Annotated in this window: 15 protein-coding genes, 4 tRNA genes and 1 pseudogene; 5 read left to right on the plus strand and 15 right to left on the minus strand. The window is 64.6% G+C overall.

The window, feature by feature from the left end:
• Positions 1-232: 232 nt before the first annotated feature.
• On the plus strand, positions 233-2,221 hold the full coding sequence (locus ABL843_RS25520; protein WP_418117764.1) for an acyltransferase family protein: 1,989 nt from the start codon (positions 233-235) through the stop codon (positions 2,219-2,221).
• Between the two features lie 174 nt (positions 2,222-2,395).
• Here the strand turns inward: ABL843_RS25520 and ABL843_RS25525 are convergent, their stop codons facing one another.
• From ABL843_RS25525 to ABL843_RS25565, 9 genes and pseudogenes are all read right to left on the minus strand, one after another.
• Positions 2,396-2,593: a hypothetical protein gene (locus ABL843_RS25525; RefSeq protein WP_418117765.1), complete on the minus strand. Its 198-nt coding sequence runs from the start codon at positions 2,591-2,593 to the stop codon at positions 2,396-2,398.
• 236 nt (positions 2,594-2,829) lie between these two features.
• Positions 2,830-3,126 (minus strand): major capsid protein, encoded by a 297-nt coding sequence (locus tag ABL843_RS25530; RefSeq protein WP_418117767.1) that lies wholly within the window; start codon positions 3,124-3,126, stop codon positions 2,830-2,832.
• Between the two features lie 233 nt (positions 3,127-3,359).
• Positions 3,360-3,830 (minus strand): annotated as a pseudogene (locus tag ABL843_RS25535) (tyrosine-type recombinase/integrase); the annotation flags it as partial.
• A gap of 158 nt (positions 3,831-3,988) precedes the next feature.
• Positions 3,989-4,076 (minus strand) — tRNA-Ser (locus ABL843_RS25540).
• Positions 4,077-4,108: 32 nt separating this feature from the next.
• Positions 4,109-5,371, minus strand: a complete 1,263-nt coding sequence (gene hemW / locus ABL843_RS25545) for a radical SAM family heme chaperone HemW (protein ID WP_418117768.1) — start codon at positions 5,369-5,371, stop codon at positions 4,109-4,111.
• Between the two features lie 14 nt (positions 5,372-5,385).
• Entirely contained in the window at positions 5,386-5,985 is a 600-nt protein-coding gene (gene rdgB, locus ABL843_RS25550; RefSeq protein WP_126025046.1) for an RdgB/HAM1 family non-canonical purine NTP pyrophosphatase, read from the minus strand.
• Positions 5,986-6,004: 19 nt separating this feature from the next.
• Complete coding sequence (gene rph, locus ABL843_RS25555) at positions 6,005-6,736, minus strand: ribonuclease PH (protein WP_418117769.1); 732 nt, start codon at positions 6,734-6,736, stop codon at positions 6,005-6,007.
• Between the two features lie 40 nt (positions 6,737-6,776).
• Positions 6,777-7,682 carry a PP2C family protein-serine/threonine phosphatase gene (locus tag ABL843_RS25560; protein WP_418117770.1) on the minus strand — a complete coding sequence of 302 codons (906 nt, stop codon included), beginning with the start codon at positions 7,680-7,682 and terminating at the stop codon, positions 6,777-6,779.
• A 4-nt stretch (positions 7,683-7,686) separates the two neighbouring features.
• Positions 7,687-8,694 (minus strand): serine/threonine protein kinase, encoded by a 1,008-nt coding sequence (locus tag ABL843_RS25565; protein ID WP_126025049.1) that lies wholly within the window; start codon positions 8,692-8,694, stop codon positions 7,687-7,689.
• A 91-nt stretch (positions 8,695-8,785) separates the two neighbouring features.
• Here ABL843_RS25565 and ABL843_RS25570 point away from each other — a divergent pair, with 91 nt between their 5' ends.
• The 4 genes from ABL843_RS25570 (at position 8,786) to ABL843_RS25585 (ending at position 12,947) form a co-directional block, all read left to right on the plus strand.
• The gene (locus ABL843_RS25570; RefSeq protein WP_126025050.1) at positions 8,786-9,709 is read left to right on the plus strand and encodes a YicC/YloC family endoribonuclease; all 924 of its coding nucleotides are present in this window, start codon (positions 8,786-8,788) and stop codon (positions 9,707-9,709) included.
• 20 nt (positions 9,710-9,729) lie between these two features.
• On the plus strand, positions 9,730-10,350 hold the full coding sequence (gmk, locus tag ABL843_RS25575; protein ID WP_093209718.1) for a guanylate kinase: 621 nt from the start codon (positions 9,730-9,732) through the stop codon (positions 10,348-10,350).
• 44 nt (positions 10,351-10,394) lie between these two features.
• Positions 10,395-10,598: a DNA-directed RNA polymerase subunit omega gene (gene rpoZ, locus ABL843_RS25580; RefSeq protein WP_007835875.1), complete on the plus strand. Its 204-nt coding sequence runs from the start codon at positions 10,395-10,397 to the stop codon at positions 10,596-10,598.
• A gap of 93 nt (positions 10,599-10,691) precedes the next feature.
• On the plus strand, positions 10,692-12,947 hold the full coding sequence (locus ABL843_RS25585; protein ID WP_126025051.1) for a RelA/SpoT family protein: 2,256 nt from the start codon (positions 10,692-10,694) through the stop codon (positions 12,945-12,947).
• A gap of 18 nt (positions 12,948-12,965) precedes the next feature.
• On the opposite strand, the gene greB is transcribed toward ABL843_RS25585, so the two are convergent.
• The 6 genes from greB to ABL843_RS25615 form a co-directional block, all read right to left on the minus strand.
• Positions 12,966-13,544, minus strand: a complete 579-nt coding sequence (greB, locus tag ABL843_RS25590; protein WP_369660915.1) for a transcription elongation factor GreB — start codon at positions 13,542-13,544, stop codon at positions 12,966-12,968.
• Positions 13,545-13,599: 55 nt separating this feature from the next.
• Positions 13,600-13,676 (minus strand) — tRNA-Arg (locus tag ABL843_RS25595).
• A 116-nt stretch (positions 13,677-13,792) separates the two neighbouring features.
• Positions 13,793-13,869 (minus strand) — tRNA-Arg (locus tag ABL843_RS25600).
• Positions 13,870-13,952: 83 nt separating this feature from the next.
• A tRNA-Ile gene (locus ABL843_RS25605) sits at positions 13,953-14,029 on the minus strand.
• Positions 14,030-14,060: 31 nt separating this feature from the next.
• Positions 14,061-15,068 carry a heat-inducible transcriptional repressor HrcA gene (hrcA, locus tag ABL843_RS25610; protein WP_369660914.1) on the minus strand — a complete coding sequence of 336 codons (1,008 nt, stop codon included), beginning with the start codon at positions 15,066-15,068 and terminating at the stop codon, positions 14,061-14,063.
• 50 nt (positions 15,069-15,118) lie between these two features.
• Positions 15,119-15,664, minus strand: coding sequence for a recombinase family protein (locus tag ABL843_RS25615; protein ID WP_418117773.1), 546 nt, complete (start codon positions 15,662-15,664; stop codon positions 15,119-15,121).
• Positions 15,665-15,854: the final 190 nt, after the last annotated feature.

The following is a 15,854-nucleotide window of genomic DNA, read 5'->3' on the forward strand; positions in this document are numbered from 1 at the left end:
ATGGAATTGCTGTCGCGAAACGACCACTGAGCAGTACGTGGTCGCGCAAACCGAATCGCTATTGCCCGTGCGGTGAACTGCTCGCACATCCGGCCGACAGCGGCGCGGCGGCGCCCATCGATGCAGGCAGCGATACGGTGCCGACGCCCGCGAGAGCCGTGCACTCCGTCCTTCTGCACGACTATCCGCCGCCGCGTATTTTTGTAACGGGGTTTATCATTGCGCCTTCGCGATGCCACACCCTACGAGCTACCGACCCGACATCGACGGTCTGCGCGCCGTGGCGGTGCTTTGCGTCTTGGCATTTCACGCGTTCCCGAGCGCTTTGCCGGGCGGCTTCATTGGCGTCGATGTGTTCTTCGTCATCTCCGGCTTCCTGATCACACGGATCATCCGGACGGCACTGAATACGGGTCAATTCAGTTTCATTGACTTCTACAGTCGCCGAGTTCGTCGCATTTTTCCCGCACTCGTGCTGATGCTAGTCGCAGTGCACGTCGCCGGCTCCATGTTCCTTTTTTCTCACGAACTGAAGAGCCTTGGGCTTCACGTGGCGAGCGGCGCAGGTTTCGTTTCCAACCTGCTCTTGTGGCACGAGACGGGCTATTTCGACGCAGCGGGCGAGACAAAGCCACTAATGCATCTGTGGTCGCTCGGCATTGAAGAGCAGTTTTACATAGTGTGGCCCCTATTACTCTGGGGCTTGCACAAGTTCAATGCATTGCAAGCTCGAGCGATCCTCTTGCTTGGGCTAGCGTCGCTGGTCTTCAACATTCTCGTGGTGCAGCTCAGCGTCACGACTGCGTTCTATGCACCCCACGCCCGGGCGTGGGAGCTCGCAGCAGGGTCGTTGCTCACTTTCTGCAATTTGCGTCGAGTTGGTCGCTTTGCCAATGCGCTGGCAACCTGTGGAGCCGCACTGCTCGTGGTCTGCGCGCTGACATTTTCCGGGCGCCTCAACTTCCCTGGCGCATGGGCAGTGCTGCCAGTTTTGGGGGCAGCTTTACTGCTCGTAGCCGGGCCGGAGAGCGCCATTGGTCGACGAGTGCTGTCGCACCCGGCTGTCGTATGGGTCGGACTGATAAGTTTCCCACTCTACCTTTGGCACTGGCCGTTGCTCAGTTTTGTACGCATCTGGACAGGCGGCACTCCGGCCATGACGGTCCAGGTCTGCGCCGTCGGCTGCGCGGTGTTTCTTGCGTGGGCAACATACAAGTTCGTCGAGAAGCCGGTGCGTTTCGGCACTTGGTCCGGTCGGTGGCATGCATCAACGGCCATGCTTGCCGGGGCTGCTCTCTCAATCGGCGTAATCGGATTAACGACGCACCTGACCGATGGCGCGGCCGCGCGCGGGGTTCCACCTCAAATTGCGAAGCTGGCAGAAACTCACATTGGCCCAGCTCAGCGCGACGCGTGTTTCGACCTGCCGGCAGCCGAAACGGCCAGCGTTTGGAGCTGCTCGTACGGCAAAGCACAATCCAGCGTCGAGATCGTGGTCACGGGAGATAGCCACGCTTTTGCGCTCACCCCGGCGCTGGATCGCCTCAGCGCAGATCTTGACGCTCGCGTCACTGCTGCGATGACAGCTGCATGCCCCCCTCTTCTTGGGATTCAAACTCGCGGACATGGCCGATCCGATTGCAGGCGGTTCAACGAACGCGTTTTTGACTATGTCAAGCGTCTCGGCGTCAAAACGGTGGTACTCGCTGCTCGCTGGACGCACTACAGCGGCGGCATGACCAAGCCTCGCGACGTGATGCCTCTTTCCGTCAACGGCGAGCCGACCGATCTGACTGCGTCAAGGCGATTGTTCGAAGACGCGTTGGATCAAACGCTGCGGCAGTACCAAGCCGTGGGAGTGTCCGTCTACTTGGTCTTGGACAACCCGCAGCAGGTGGTCGCCCCGCGCGATGCTATTGCGAAGTCTCGCCGCGATGTGGCACGCGTGAACGACTGGTCGGTACCTAAGGCTGTGCATGACGGCGATCAGCGCTGGTCGCGCGAAACGATAGAGCGCATCGCAAACGGACGCGCCACGGTCATCGACTTTGACGATTTGCTTTGTGATTCACGCGTTTGCAGGCTAACCGATCCAGCGGGATTTCTGTACTCCGACGGTGACCACCTGAGCGTCCATGGGGCGCTCGTCGTCTACCCGGCAATCAGTGCCGCACTTCGTGGCGCAGGACCGGTCGGTAAACCGGATGGCGCGCTGCAGTAGCGTTTTCGACCAGCAGCGGATCGGCACGCACAGCCCGAACGGCGGGATCACTTCCCCGTGTCGCCCCGCCCCAGCAGTCGCGCACCTCGAAGCATGCCGGCACGCCGAGGCCGTTGGGGCCATGGTCCGGCGACGCTCAACCAGAAGAAACGGATTCGAGCCACCGCGGGGCAACTAGCGCAGCGCAATTGCCGCCGTGCACACATCGAGCGCCGCATTTAGTTCCAGTTCGTAGCCCTCGCGCAGCTCAATCTCGGCCATGGCCGCCGCCGAGAAGCGATCAGGATCGACGCCAGGCGCAAGCGCCTCGGTCGGCATGGCCGGCCGCGCCGGCCGCTGCACGCGGCATTCGACGGGAATCGGCGTCTTCACCGGCTGCACGGGCGCAACCCCACAACCGACGACAGCCACGCAAAGGCCCGCAACGGCCCACAGACGCGCGCAAACCTTCATTGCCCTGCCCTCCCCCTCAACCAATCGTCGATACGCGCCTGCGCGCTCGCGCAGGCACCGTCGCGATGGCGTTGGCGAGATGCCCGAGCACGCCGGCATCCACCATGCGCTCGATCTGGGCGAAGGGAGCTTCCATCACCATTGCACCGCCTCGCTCAGCGCACCTTGGCCGCGAAGGACGCGTTGATGCGGTACGGCACGGGCAGCGGCGCCGACTGCAGCAGCAGGATGCGCACGGCCGGGTCCTTCTCGATCCACGACTTGGAGAAGTACGGCACCGCCTGGAAGCCGGCCTCCTCGTCGCGGATCGCACCGTAGGCCCGGGCGCCTTCGAGGTCGGGGCTGGTGATGATGACGGTGTAGTCAGGCAGGTACGGCACCAGCTCTTCCGTCTCCGGGTCTTCGTACCAGCCGGCATAGACCCAGATGTCGAAGTCGCCGATGTTCCCCATGTAGCGACCGCCCTCGCCCACCACCGTGGGGTTGAGCTTGTCGTTGCCGCGGAAGCGGTCAAGCAGCTTACCGAGTCGTCGTATCCATCGATGGCACGCATCAGCGCTCCAGCTTCTTCTGGCGGAATGCTCGCCATCGGCTTCTTCGTCTTGCGCGCGACAAGCACGCGCGTAAGGCCCGCCGCGCCGTGCTGCTCTATCAGCCCGGTGTCCTGGGCGTAGTCGAAAACCGCTGAAATCCGGCTCGCGACACGATGTCCCGTCTCGATTTTTCCGCCCTCCTGGGCAGCGCGCACCACCTTCACCAGCTCTGACCTGGGGATCGCGTCGATGGGCAGCTTGCCGATAAAGGGCAGCGCATAGCGCTCCAAGGTGTTCGCGACCTGAATCTGATGTTTGCCATTGGAAAGGGTCGGCAGCTTCGCCTTCAGCCAGTCGCGCATGACCGTCTCGAAGTTAGGCGCCACGTTCCGGGCCGGAGCCTCTTCACGCCCCGCCAGGTGGGCTTTTCGCGCCTCGGCCAAGCTGACCCCAGGGTAGAGGCCGTACGTCCTGGTCTTCTGCTTTCCGGCTTCCGTGTAGTTGGCTCGCCAGCTCTTCGCACCCCTGGGCGAAACATAGAGATAGAGGCCGTGGGCGTCCGCCAACTTGTACGCCTTCTCGCGCGGCTTGGCCGCATCAACAGCTTTAACGGTGAGTGTCATGGTATCGACAGAAAAATACCATGACTGATGCCATGTTGGGAGCCGGGCTGGAGAGGATTCGAGCCGGACCTTTAGAGACCCAAAAGGAGCAATCTCCCAATGAAAAGTCCCGTCGCAGAGGCTGCGCGGGACTTTCAAAAACTGCCAGAGATTGATTCTGGCGGAGAGTGTGAGATTCGAACTCACGGACGCTTTCACGTCGGCAGTTTTCAAGACTGCTGGTTTAAACCACTCACCCAACTCTCCGGAGCCAGCGATTTTATGCCGACCGTGGCGCCCTACTCCTCGTCGGGCAGGAACATGGCCTGCAGGTCGCTCAGGAAGTCGAGGCCGCGCTCGGTCGGCCATACGCGGAACAGGTCTCGTGCGACGAGGCCCTTGCGTTCGGCTTCTTCTAGGCCGCGCTGGATCGACGTCATCGCCAGCCCGGTGCGTTCGCTGAACTGCGGCAGCGTGAAGCCCTGCTTCAGCCGCAGCGCATTCAGCATGAATTCGAACGGCAGGTCTGCCAGCGCCACTTCGTCGCTCTGCGACACGGCGGCACCGGCGCGTGCGTTATCCATATACAGGCGCGGTTCGCGAAAACGCACCTGCCGCACGATGCGGTGCGCGAAGCTCAGCTTGCTGTGCGCGCCGGCGCCGATGCCGAGATAGTCGCCGAACTGCCAGTAGTTGAGGTTGTGCGCGCACTGGTGCCCCTCGCGTGCATAGGCCGAGATCTCGTAGCGCGACATGCCGCTGGCACTGGTGCGCTCGGTGATGCGGTCGAGCATGGCGTAGGCGATGTCGTCCTCGGGCAGCGTCGGCGGAAACTTGGCGAACCAGGTGTTGGGCTCGATGGTCAGGTGGTAGACCGAGAGGTGCGGCGGCGCGAGCGACAGGGCCTGCGAGAGGTCGGTCTCGAGGTCTTCGAGGGTCTGGCCCGGCAGCGCGTACATCAGGTCGAGATTGAAGGTGTCGAAGGCGCTCGCGGCTTCCTCGAGCGCGGCGATGGCCTGCGCGCGGTCGTGCACGCGGCCCAGCGCCTTCAGGTGCTCGTCGTTGAAGCTCTGCACACCCACCGACAGGCGCGTGACACCGGCCGAGCGGTAGGCGCGGAAGCGATTGCGCTCGAAGGTGCCGGGGTTGGCTTCGAGCGTGATCTCGCAGTCGGGCGTGAGCTTCAGGCGTGCGCGAACGTCGCTCAGCAGGCGGTCGATGGCCTGCGGCGAGAACAGGCTGGGCGTGCCGCCGCCGATGAAGATGGTGTGGACGCTGCGGCCCCAGATGAGCGGCAAGGCAGCGTCGAGGTCGGCGACAAGCGCGTCGATGTAGGCGGTCTCGGGAATGCCGTCGATGTCGGCCTCGCTGGCGGCGCGCCACTCGTGCGAATTGAAGTCGCAGTACGGGCACTTGCGCAGGCACCACGGCAGGTGGATGTACAGCGACAGCGGCGGCAGCGCGCTGAGCTGCAGCGGGCCGGGGCGCATCCAGTGCAGGACGTCGTTGGCGTGCTGCGCGCCGGCGGGCTGCGCCGGCTGAATCGGGAAGGTGGTAGCCATCTATCGACCGCCGGTCAGAACCAGCGCTCGCGCATCAGCACCAGCATGGCCTGTGCCGCGCGGCCGCGGTGGCTGTTGGCGTTCTTCACCTCGGGCGTCAGCTGCGCGAAGGTCTTGCCGAAGGACGGCAGGTACATGACGGGGTCGAAGCCGAAGCCGTTGTCGCCGATGGGCGCGGGCGCGATCTCGCCGACCACGCGGCCCACGGCGATGAGCGGCTCGGGGTCGTCGTGGCTGCGCAGCGCGACCAGCGTGCTGACGAGCGCGGCGCGACGGTTGGCGACGCCGTCGAGCTGCTCGAGCAGGGCCTTCACGTTGTTGGCGTCGCCCTTGGCGTAGCCGAACTGCGTGGCGTAGTAGGCGGTGTCGACGCCCGGCAGGCCGCCGAAGGCATCGACGCACAGGCCGGCGTCGTCGGCGATGGCCGGCAGGCCGGTGGCGGCGCTGGCATGGCGCGCCTTGGTCAGCGCGTTCTCGACGAAGGTACGGAAGGGTTCTTCAGCCTCGCTTACCCCCAGCGCCGACTGCGGCACGAGGGTGACGGCGAGCTCCGCGAACAGTTGCTGGAGTTCGGCGAGCTTGCCCGCGTTGTTGGAAGCCAGAACCAGTTTCATGAATTCGCCAGTGGATGCGTCAGTTGGAGAGCAGTGCCTGCTTCTGCAGTTCCACGAGTTCGCCGATGCCCTTCTCGGCCAGGCCGAGCAGGATGTTCATTTCTTCGCGCGTGAAGGCCACGCCTTCGGCCGTGCCCTGCACTTCGACGAAATGGCCGGCGCCCGTCATGACGACGTTCATGTCGGTGTCGCAGGCCGAGTCTTCGGTGTATTCCAGGTCGAGCAGCGGCGTACCGCCGACGATGCCGACCGAGATGGCCGCCACGTGCCCCTTGATGGGCGATGCGGCAATGGCGCCCGAGGCCAGCAGCTTGTTGACGGCGTCCTGCGCGGCGACGAAGGCGCCCGTGATGGCCGCGGTGCGCGTGCCGCCGTCGGCCTGCAGCACGTCGCAGTCGAGGTGGATGGTGCGTTCGCCGAGCGCGGCGAGATCGAACACGGCGCGCATCGAGCGGCCGATGAGACGCTGGATTTCCTGCGTGCGGCCGGTCTGCTTGCCCTTGGCGGCCTCGCGGCTGCTGCGGGTGTGGGTGGCGCGCGGCAGCATGCCGTATTCGGCCGTGACCCAGCCTTCGCCGCTGCCCTTCTTGTGCGGCGGCACTTTTTCCTCGACGGAGGCGGTGCACAGCACGCGGGTCTGGCCGAACTCGATGAGCACGGAGCCTTCGGCGTGGATGGTGAAACCGCGGGTGATGCACACCGGGCGCAGCTGGTCGGCGGCGCGGCCGCCGCTTCGTGTGAAAGCAGTCATTGTTCGGGAACCGGAAAAGAAAAAAGAAAGAAGGCCGCGCTCAGGTCTTGCGCGCCGCCGATCTGCGGATGGCTTCGTTGATCTCGGCGATGGAGCGCTCGATGGCGTCCTCGTCGAGGTCGTCGATCTCGTTGTCGGAGGGCATGCCGGCCTGGATGGTCGAGGCGAAGACGCCGTCCTCGATGGTCTCGGTGGAAACGCCGCTGCGGTCGTCCGCGCTGTCGGGCATTTCCCATTCGAGCGCGATGAGCGTGACGTTGTCGCTGTGGGAGCCGCCCTTGCGCAGGGCCATCTCGGCGAGGTCGGGGGCAGCGTCGGACACGGGCTTGCCGGAGGAAAGCGTGTGCACGATGAGTTCGTCGTCGAGCACGCCCCAGACGCCGTCCGAGCACAGCATGATGCGGTCGCCGCGCTGCAGCTGCAGCGGCACCGAAACGTCGAAGAGCGGCGTGGTCGGCGAGCCCAGGCAGGTCAGCAGCAGGTTGCGGTTGACGGGCATGTCGGAGCCGTGCGGCTTCGGGCGTTCGGCGTGCGAATGGTCGCGCGTGCGCACCAGCAGGCGGCCGTCGCGCACGACGTACAGGCGCGAATCGCCGCAATGCATCCAGGTGGCGGCGTTGTTCTGGAGCACGGCCGCGACGACGGTGGTGCGCGGCGTGTCGAGCATGGCCTTGTGGCTCGCGTAGCGCATGATCTGCTGATGCGCAGCCATGGCCGATTCGGCGAGGAAGGATTTCACGTCCTTCACCATCGGGCGCGCCTCGCGCTGGTAGAGCGCGGCAATGGTCTGCAGCGCGAGCTGCGCCGCCACTTCGCCTTCCGGGTGGCCTCCCATGCCGTCGGCCAGCACGAACAACCCCGATTCCCGCGTGTAGCAATAGCCCATGCGGTCTTCGTTCTTGAGACGCCCGCCCTTGCGGCTGACCTGGAAGACGGAGAATTTCATGATGTCATGCAGGGCGCGTGGTCGGCGCGGCAGCCTTGGGCAGGGCCTTCTTGTCGAAGGAGCGGATGTTGTCGATCGACAGGCGCACTTTCTCGCCCACCGTGAGCTTGGTGTAGCGGCGCTCGCCCTCGCGGCTGAGCTCCTTCTGCAGCGCGAAGACCGACTGCGGGCGCGACAGCGGGTCGAGCGACATGCACCACTCGACCACTTCGATCAGGTTGTCGGAGTAGACGCCGCGCAGCCGCGAGAGCGACAGGCTGAGGCGGTCTTTTTCGATGCGACGGGGCGCGTCGTTGGGCGGATAGCCCTGCATGCAGGCGTAGATGCAGGCGCCGATGGCGTAGATGTCGGTCCAGGGGCCCATGGACGAATCGCGCCGGTACATCTCGGGGGCGGCGAAGCCTGGGGTGTACATCGGGCGGATGAAGATGCCTTCCTTGCTGAGCACTTCGCGCGCGGCGCCGAAGTCGATGAGCACGGCGCGGTCGTCGTCGGTGACGAAGATGTTGGCCGGCTTGATGTCCAGGTGCAGCATCTTGTACTGGTGGACGATGCGCAGGCCGCGCAGGATCTCGTCGAAGAGCGAACGGATGGTCGACTCGCGGAACACCTTCTGCTTCTTCAGGTCACGCGCCGTGACCACGAAATCCTGCAGGGTCGCGCCCTCCAGGTAATTCATGACCATGTAGACGGTCTCGTTCTCGCGGAAGAAATTGAGCACGCTGACCACCGACGCGTGCGAGATCTGCGCCAGCGAGCGCCCTTCCTCGAAGAAGCTCTTCAGGCCCAGCCGGTACAGCGACAGTTTCTCCGGCGGCACCTGTGGCGCAAGCTCGCCCGGACCCCGCGTGGCCAGCGACGACGGCAGATATTCCTTGATGGCCACCTGCTGGCCGCTGGAATCGATGGCGAGGTAGACGACCCCGAAACCGCCCGCGGAAAGCCGGCGTACAACGCGGTAACCACCAATGACCGTATCGGGCGGCAGGGGCGTAGGCTTGACCTTTGACATAATCCGGGAGTTTCGCCCGAAGGCGATGGTGCGGCAAGCGAACGCCGTGCCGGCGCCTCGGAGCATGCAAGCAAAACCACAGTGAGGCGCAATGCCAGTTTACAGCATGACCGGCTACGCCAGCGGCCAGAACGGGCCCGCAGGCAGCCACTCCGAAGCCGAAGCACGGCCTTCCGCCGCGGGCCGGCTCGGGGTTGAAATCCGCTCGGTCAACAGCCGCTTCCTCGATCTCACCTTCAAGCTGCCGGAAGAACTCCGTCAGCACGAAACCGCCCTGCGCGAACTGCTCACGGCCAAGCTCAAGCGCGGCAAGGTCGAAGTGCGCGCCGCCATCGAAAGCACCTCTTCCTCGGGCGTGGTCGAACCCTCCGTCAAGCTGCTGCAGCGGCTCAATGGCGTGCAGGACAGCATCAAGGCATGGCTGCCGGGCGCACGCGAACTCAGCGTGGCCGACGTGCTGCGCCTGGCCGGCGGCGACAGCGCCACGCGCGGCGATTGGGGCCCCGACCTGCTCGACGTGACAGGCAAGGCGCTCGAAGGCCTGATCTCGGCCCGCCAGCGCGAAGGCGCCCGGCTGGCCAAGATGCTCGAAGCCCACCTCGCGCAACTGCGCACCCTGGTGCAGCAGGCCGGTCCGCTGGTTCCGCAGCTGGTCGAACAGCAACGCACCCGGTTCCTGGAGCGCTGGCAGGAAGCCATGGGCCTGAGCGCCGGAACGGGCGGCACGCCGCCCGAGGCTGCTCAAGACCGTGCACTGACCGAAGCGACCGCGTTCGCCATCCGCATCGACGTGGCGGAAGAGCTCACCCGGCTGAACTCGCATCTCGACGAGATCGAGCGCCTGCTCAAGAAGGGCGGCGAGATCGGCAAGCGCCTCGACTTCCTGATCCAGGAGCTGCACCGCGAGGCCAACACCCTGGGCTCGAAGTCTGCGGCGCTGGAACTCACGCGCATCGGCGTGGACATGAAGGTTCTGATCGAGCAGATGCGCGAGCAGGTCCAGAACATCGAATGACGACGAAGACGAGCGAGAGAATGGACTACCCCGGCAATATCTTCGTGGTGGCGGCGCCCAGCGGCGCGGGCAAGTCGAGCCTGGTGAAGGCGCTGATGGAACTCGATTCGGCGGTGCAGCCTTCGGTGTCGCACACGACCCGGTCGCCGCGCGGACAGGAAAAGCACGGCCGCGAATACTTTTTTGCCTCGCCGACGGAGTTCGACGCCATGATCGCGGCCGACGGCTTCGTGGAGTGGGCCCATGTGCACGGCCACCGCTACGGCACCTCGAAGAAGGCCGTCGAGGACCGCATCGCCCAGGGGGCCGACGTGATTCTGGAAATCGACTTCCAGGGCGCGTTGCAGATCCGCAAGACCTTCGCCAATGCGGTCATGATCTTCATCCTGCCGCCCAGCTGGGAAGAACTGCGCTCCCGGCTCGAACGGCGCGGGGAAGACAGCGCCTCGGTCATCGAATTGCGCCTGAAGAACGCTGCCGAAGAGATGGCCCAGGCCGGGCAATTCGACTTCGTTATAATCAACGAGTTATTTGAGCGGGCACTTTTCGATCTCAAGGCGATCGTCCACGCTCAGCGGCTTCGGTATTCCGCACAACGCCGAGCGCGTGCCGACACCTTCGCCGCACTGAACATCCCCTGATTTCCGAGCCCGCCGCTCACCAGACCGACCGAAAGATCCTCATCATGGCCCGCATCACCGTCGAAGATTGTCTCGTCAACATTCCGAACCGCTTCCAGCTCGTCCTGGCCGCCACCTACCGTGCGCGCATGCTGAGCCAGGGCCACGCACCCAAGATCGAGAGCAAGAACAAGCCGGCAGTGACCGCCCTGCGCGAGATCGCCGAAGGCAAGATCGGCCTCGAAATGCTCAAGAAGGTGCCGGGCTGATCTGACGCAGCCCTGCAACGAAAAGGCACCGCAAAGCGGTGCTTTTTTTATGTCCGGACGCGTGCACACATCGGTCACGCTAAAGTGGTAGGCATGAGCGCGGTCGCCAAATCTCAGTCCCATGCCCCCAAAGGCACGCCGAAGCCGAGCCCGGCGGCGCTGAATGCGGCCGCAGCGAGCTTCGCCGCACTCACCGCTCGCCTGGACTACCTGAGCCCCGAAGACACCGAACTGGTCCGCCGCGCCTACCGCTTCGCGGACGAGGCGCACCTGGGGCAGCTGCGCAACAGCGGCGAGCCGTATATCACCCACCCGATCGCCGTGGCGGCGCAGTGCGCCGAATGGAAGCTCGACGCGCAGGCGCTGATGGCCGCCCTGCTGCACGACGCCATCGAAGACTGCGGTGTCACCAAGCCCGAGCTCATCGAGCGCTTCGGCGCCCCGGTCGCCGAACTGGTCGACGGGCTCACCAAGCTCGACAAGCTGCAGTTCAACACCCGCGAGGAAAACCAGGCCGAGTCCTTCCGCAAGATGCTTCTGGCCATGGCGCGCGACGTGCGCGTCATCCTGGTCAAGCTGGCGGACCGCACGCACAACATGCGCACGCTGGCCGATGCGCCGCGTGAGAAGTGGGGCCGGATCTCGCGCGAAACGCTCGACATCTACGCGCCCATCGCGCACCGACTGGGGCTGAACCAGACCTACCGCGAGCTGCAGGAGCTGTCGTTCCGGCATCTGAAACCGTGGCGTTATGCGACGCTGTCCAAGGCCGTAGCCAAGGCCCGCGGGCGCCGGCGAGACCTGATCCAGAAAGTGCAGAAGGAGGTCGAGGCCGCCTTTTCCGCCGCCGGGATGACGCTGCGGATCGCCGGCCGCGAGAAAACGCTCTACTCCATCTACCGCAAGATGGAAGAAAAGCACCTGAGCTTCGCCCAGGTGACCGACATCTACGGCTTCCGCCTGATCGTGCCGAACGTGATCGCCTGCTACACCGGGCTCGGCATCCTGCACCAGATGTACAAGCCCCTGCCGGGCAAGTTCAAGGACCACATCGCGATCGCCAAGCTCAACGGCTACCAGTCGCTGCACACCACGCTCGTGGGGCCGGCCGGCGTGAGCGTCGAGTTCCAGCTGCGCACCGAGGCCATGCACGTGGTGGCCGAATCGGGCGTGGCCGCCCACTGGCTCTACAAGGCGGCCGAGCCGAATGCGGCCAGCAACGACCGGCTGGGCACCAAGTGGCTGCAGTCGCTGCTCGACATCCAGGACGAGACGCGCGACGCGGCCGAGTTCTGGGACCATGTCAAGGTCGACCTGTTTCCCGACGCGGTCTACGTCTTCACGCCCAAGAGCCAGATCATGGCGCTGCCGCGCGGGGCGACGGTGGTCGACTTCGCCTACGCCATCCACAGCAACATCGGCGACCACACCTCGGCTGCCCGCATCAACGGCGACCAGGTGCCCCTGCGCACCGAGCTCAAGAACGGCGACGTGGTCGAAGTGATCACCGCGCCGGTTTCCACGCCCAATCCGGCTTGGCTGGGCTTCGTGCGCACCGGCCGCGCGCGCTCGAAGATCCGCCACTACCTGAAGACGCTGGCGCATGCCGAGTCCGAAGGGCTGGGCGAAAAGCTGCTCGCTCAGGCGCTGCGCGCCGAGGGGCTGAGCAAGCTGCCCGAGGAAGACGAAGAGCACCAGGCGCTGTGGGAGAAGCTGCTGCGCTTCACCGGCAACCGCACGCGCTCCGAGTTGCTGACCGATATCGGCCTGGGCAAGCGCATCGCAAGCATCGTCGCCAAGCGGCTGGTAGCGATGCTGACCGAACTGGGCGAGCGGCCCGACGCGCTGCTGCTGAGCCGCGAGCGCTTCATCTCGCACGAAACGGTGTCGCAGGGCGCGGTCACGCTGGACGGCAGCGAGAACTCGTCGGTGCGCTTTGCGCTGTGCTGCAGGCCGATTCCCGGCGACTCGATCGTCGGGTATCTCGGCCATGGCGAAGGCCTGGTGGTGCACACGGAAGAATGCGGCGTCGGCCAGCGGCTGCGCCACAAGGACAGCGAACGCTTCTTCGCCGTCGAGTGGGCGGACGAGCCCACGCGTGCGTTCGAGACCGGGGTTGTCATCACCGTGCGCAACGACAAGGGCGTGCTGGCGCGCGTCGCGGCGACGCTGGCCGATGCGGAAGCCGACATCACGCACGTGGAAATGGCCGACGAGACTCCGCAGGATTCGACGGATCTGCGCTTCGTGATCGCGGTGCGCGACCGTGCGCATCTGGATGCGGTGCTGCGGGCGGCGCGGCGCACGGCATCGGTGCTGACCGCTTCCAGGACGATTCCCGCGCCCTGACCCGATGGCCCTGCCGGGCTACGAAGCTCCGGCCGGGCGCGGCGCCGGGTAGCTCACGGACAGGATCTCGACATCGTGCGCCCCGCCGGGCGTCACCAGCTTCACGACATCGCCTTCGCGCGACTTCAGCAGCGCCCGGGCGATCGGCGAGATCCAGCTGACCTGCGACTTCGCGCTTTCCGCTTCGTCGATGCCGAGGATCGTCACGCTGCGTTCATCGCCGGTCTCGTCGGCATAGAGGACGGTGGCGCCGAAGAAGACCTGATCGCGGCCATGGTGCACCGACGGATCGGTGACCTCCGCGATTTCGAGCCGCTTGGTGAGGAAGCGGATGCGCCGGTCGATCTCGCGCAGGCGCTTCTTGCCGTAGAGGTAGTCGCCGTTCTCCGAGCGGTCGCCGTTCTTGGCGGCCCAATGGACGGTCTCGACGATCTTCGGGCGCTCCTCGTCCATCAGCTGCAGCAGCTCGTCGCGCAGGCGCGCGTAGCCTTCGGGGGTGATGTAGTTCTTGCCGCCCGCAGGAAGCGGAGGCGAGGCACCGTCGGCGCCGTCGTCGTCTGCGTCGGAATCCGTTTCCTTGGTGAATGCCTTGTTCACGCCAAACCTCCAAAAGAAAAAAGCCCGCAACTCGCGTTGCGGGCTTTCTTTATAGTGGTGCGGCTGGCAGGAATCGAACCCACGACCCCTTGGTTCGTAGCCAAGTACTCTATCCAGCTGAGCTACAGCCGCACAGCTTGCGATTATAGCCCGCTTTAATGGCCATTCTCGAACTATTCGGGTTAATTGGAGCGAAAGACTAAAAAAGAAAAATGCCCGGAAGACGAATCTTCCGGGCATTTTCAAGATGGTGCGGCTGGCAGGAATCGAACCCACGACCCCTTGGTTCGTAGCCAAGTACTCTATCCAGCTGAGCTACAGCCGCGAAGCTTTCGATTATAGCCTGATTTTTGGCTGCTCCCCGAAAGCATGGCAAGACGTTGCAATATCGAATCGCCGAAGGGAGGGTGGTAGGCCGTGCTGGGCTTGAACCAGCGACCAACGGATTATGAGTCCGCTGCTCTAACCAACTGAGCTAACGGCCCACGCGGCACGATTCTATTCGCGCAACCGGGCCTACTTGCGATGGCTCAGCGCATTGGTCACCAGGCGCGACGTGATGTCGACGATCTGGATCATGCGCTCATACGGCATGCGAGTCGGTCCGATCACGCCGAGCGTACCCACGACTTCCCCGTCGACCTCGTAGTTGGCGCTGACGATGGAGAGCTCCTCGAACGGCACCACCTGGCTCTCGCCGCCGATGAAGATGCGCACGCCCTCGGCCTTGCTGGATACGTCGAGCAGCCGCATCAACTGGGCCTTCTGCTCGAAGAGTTCGAAGGCGCGGCGCAGTTGCCCCATGTCGCTGGAGAAATCGCTCACCGCCAGCAGGTTGCGCTCACCGGAAATGACGACGTCGTCCTCCTGCGCCTCGGTCAGCACTTCCGAGCTGACCTGCACTGCCGCCTGCATCAGGGTGGCGATCTCGCCGCGCAGCTTTTCTATCTCGGACTGCAGCCGGTCGCGCACCTGCTCGATGGTCAGCCCCGCATAGTTCGCGTTGATGTAGTTCGAGGCCTCGACCAGCTGCGACTGCGAGTAGTCGGCCTCCGGAAAGATCACCCTGTTCTGCACGTCGCCATCGGGCGAGACGATGATCACCAGCAAGCGCCGCTCCGACAGCCGCAGGAACTCGATCTGCTTGAACACCGACGCGCGCCGCGGCGCCATCACCACGCCCACGAACTGCGACATGTTCGACAGCAGGTGCGCCGCATTGGCGATCACCTTCTGCGGCTGGTCGGGCGCGAGGCTGGGCGCGGTCATCTGCTCGCGCTGTGCCGTCAGCATGGTGTCGACGAAGAGGCGATAGCCGCGGTGCGTGGGAATGCGCCCGGCCGAGGTGTGCGGGCTGGCGATCAGCCCCAGCGCCTCCAGGTCGGACATGACGTTGCGGATGGTCGCCGGCGACAGATCGAGCCCCGAGGAGCGCGACAGCGTACGCGACCCGACGGGCTGCCCATCGGCTATGTAGCGCTCGACGAGCGTCTTGAGCAGCAACTTGGCACGGTCGTCCAGCATTGCAAGATTTTAGTGTTGTACTTTGAAAAACTCGGAAGAAGACGAAAAGCCTAGCTCAGCCTGCGATACCTTGCCCCACCCCAACCTCGCCGAGTCACGCCGCCCCGAACCAACGCAGAGCGCACCGCAGTGGGCGAAACGCCCAACATCAAGGCCACCTCCATGAGCGTGAAGCCTGCCGAGTAAAGCATCCGGACCACCTCGGCAGCGTCACCTGTCACCAGAGGCTGACGCCCAAACTGAACCCCCCTCGCACGAGCAGCTAATCTCCCAGCCTCGCACCGTTCACGAATGATGGCGCGCTCCAACTGCGCCACCGCACCGAGAATCTGAAGGACGAATTCACCCATGGCAGAAGACGTGTCAATCGGCTCTGTGAGCGACTTGACCGAGCAACCCGCGACCTTAAGCCTGTCGAGTAGCTGAAGCAGATCCTTCAAGCTGCGCGCCAACCTGTCGAGCTTGTAGACAACCAACGTGTACCCCGGCTGGAGCGAAGCTAGGGCCTTATGCAACTCAGGGCGAGGCCCTACCCCGCTGGTCTTCTCGGCGTAGATGCGACGCACGCCAGCACCCCGCAGGGCATCGAGCTGCATCCGTGTTTCCTGTTCATTCGTCGAAACCCTCGCATACCCCACCAACATCGGCCCCTCTGCCTTCCTTTTCCAAAATCTCAGCCCGCTTTTTCTCGTAATCAGCCCGCGAAGACGAGTTCAACCGTAGATGCTGATCGCGTTGATACGCGGCAACTTTCTCGGCGTAAGTCAGCCGAGGCCGATCACCATG

The sequence above is a fragment of the Variovorax sp. 350MFTsu5.1 genome (genome assembly GCF_048302515.1).
In the GTDB taxonomy this organism is placed as follows: Bacteria; Pseudomonadota; Gammaproteobacteria; order Burkholderiales; family Burkholderiaceae_C; genus Variovorax; species Variovorax guangxiensis.

Bases quoted from the DNA above. Each gene is read 5' to 3' on its own strand.
- ABL843_RS25570 (WP_126025050.1), top strand. From the start codon at position 8,786: ATGCCAGTTTACAGCATGACCGGCTACGCCAGCGGCCAGAACGGGCCC.
- hrcA (WP_369660914.1), bottom strand. From the start codon at position 15,068: ATGCTGGACGACCGTGCCAAGTTGCTGCTCAAGACGCTCGTCGAGCGC.
- gmk (WP_093209718.1), top strand. From the start codon at position 9,730: ATGGACTACCCCGGCAATATCTTCGTGGTGGCGGCGCCCAGCGGCGCG.
- ABL843_RS25585 (WP_126025051.1), top strand. From the start codon at position 10,692: ATGAGCGCGGTCGCCAAATCTCAGTCCCATGCCCCCAAAGGCACGCCG.
- hemW (WP_418117768.1), bottom strand. From the start codon at position 5,371: ATGGCTACCACCTTCCCGATTCAGCCGGCGCAGCCCGCCGGCGCGCAG.
- ABL843_RS25565 (WP_126025049.1), bottom strand. From the start codon at position 8,694: ATGTCAAAGGTCAAGCCTACGCCCCTGCCGCCCGATACGGTCATTGGT.
- ABL843_RS25615 (WP_418117773.1), bottom strand. From the start codon at position 15,664: ATGCAGCTCGATGCCCTGCGGGGTGCTGGCGTGCGTCGCATCTACGCC.
- ABL843_RS25530 (WP_418117767.1), bottom strand. From the start codon at position 3,126: ATGGGGAACATCGGCGACTTCGACATCTGGGTCTATGCCGGCTGGTAC.
- ABL843_RS25520 (WP_418117764.1), top strand. From the start codon at position 233: ATGCCACACCCTACGAGCTACCGACCCGACATCGACGGTCTGCGCGCC.
- rdgB (WP_126025046.1), bottom strand. From the start codon at position 5,985: ATGAAACTGGTTCTGGCTTCCAACAACGCGGGCAAGCTCGCCGAACTC.
- ABL843_RS25560 (WP_418117770.1), bottom strand. From the start codon at position 7,682: ATGAAATTCTCCGTCTTCCAGGTCAGCCGCAAGGGCGGGCGTCTCAAG.
- rpoZ (WP_007835875.1), top strand. From the start codon at position 10,395: ATGGCCCGCATCACCGTCGAAGATTGTCTCGTCAACATTCCGAACCGC.
- rph (WP_418117769.1), bottom strand. From the start codon at position 6,736: ATGACTGCTTTCACACGAAGCGGCGGCCGCGCCGCCGACCAGCTGCGC.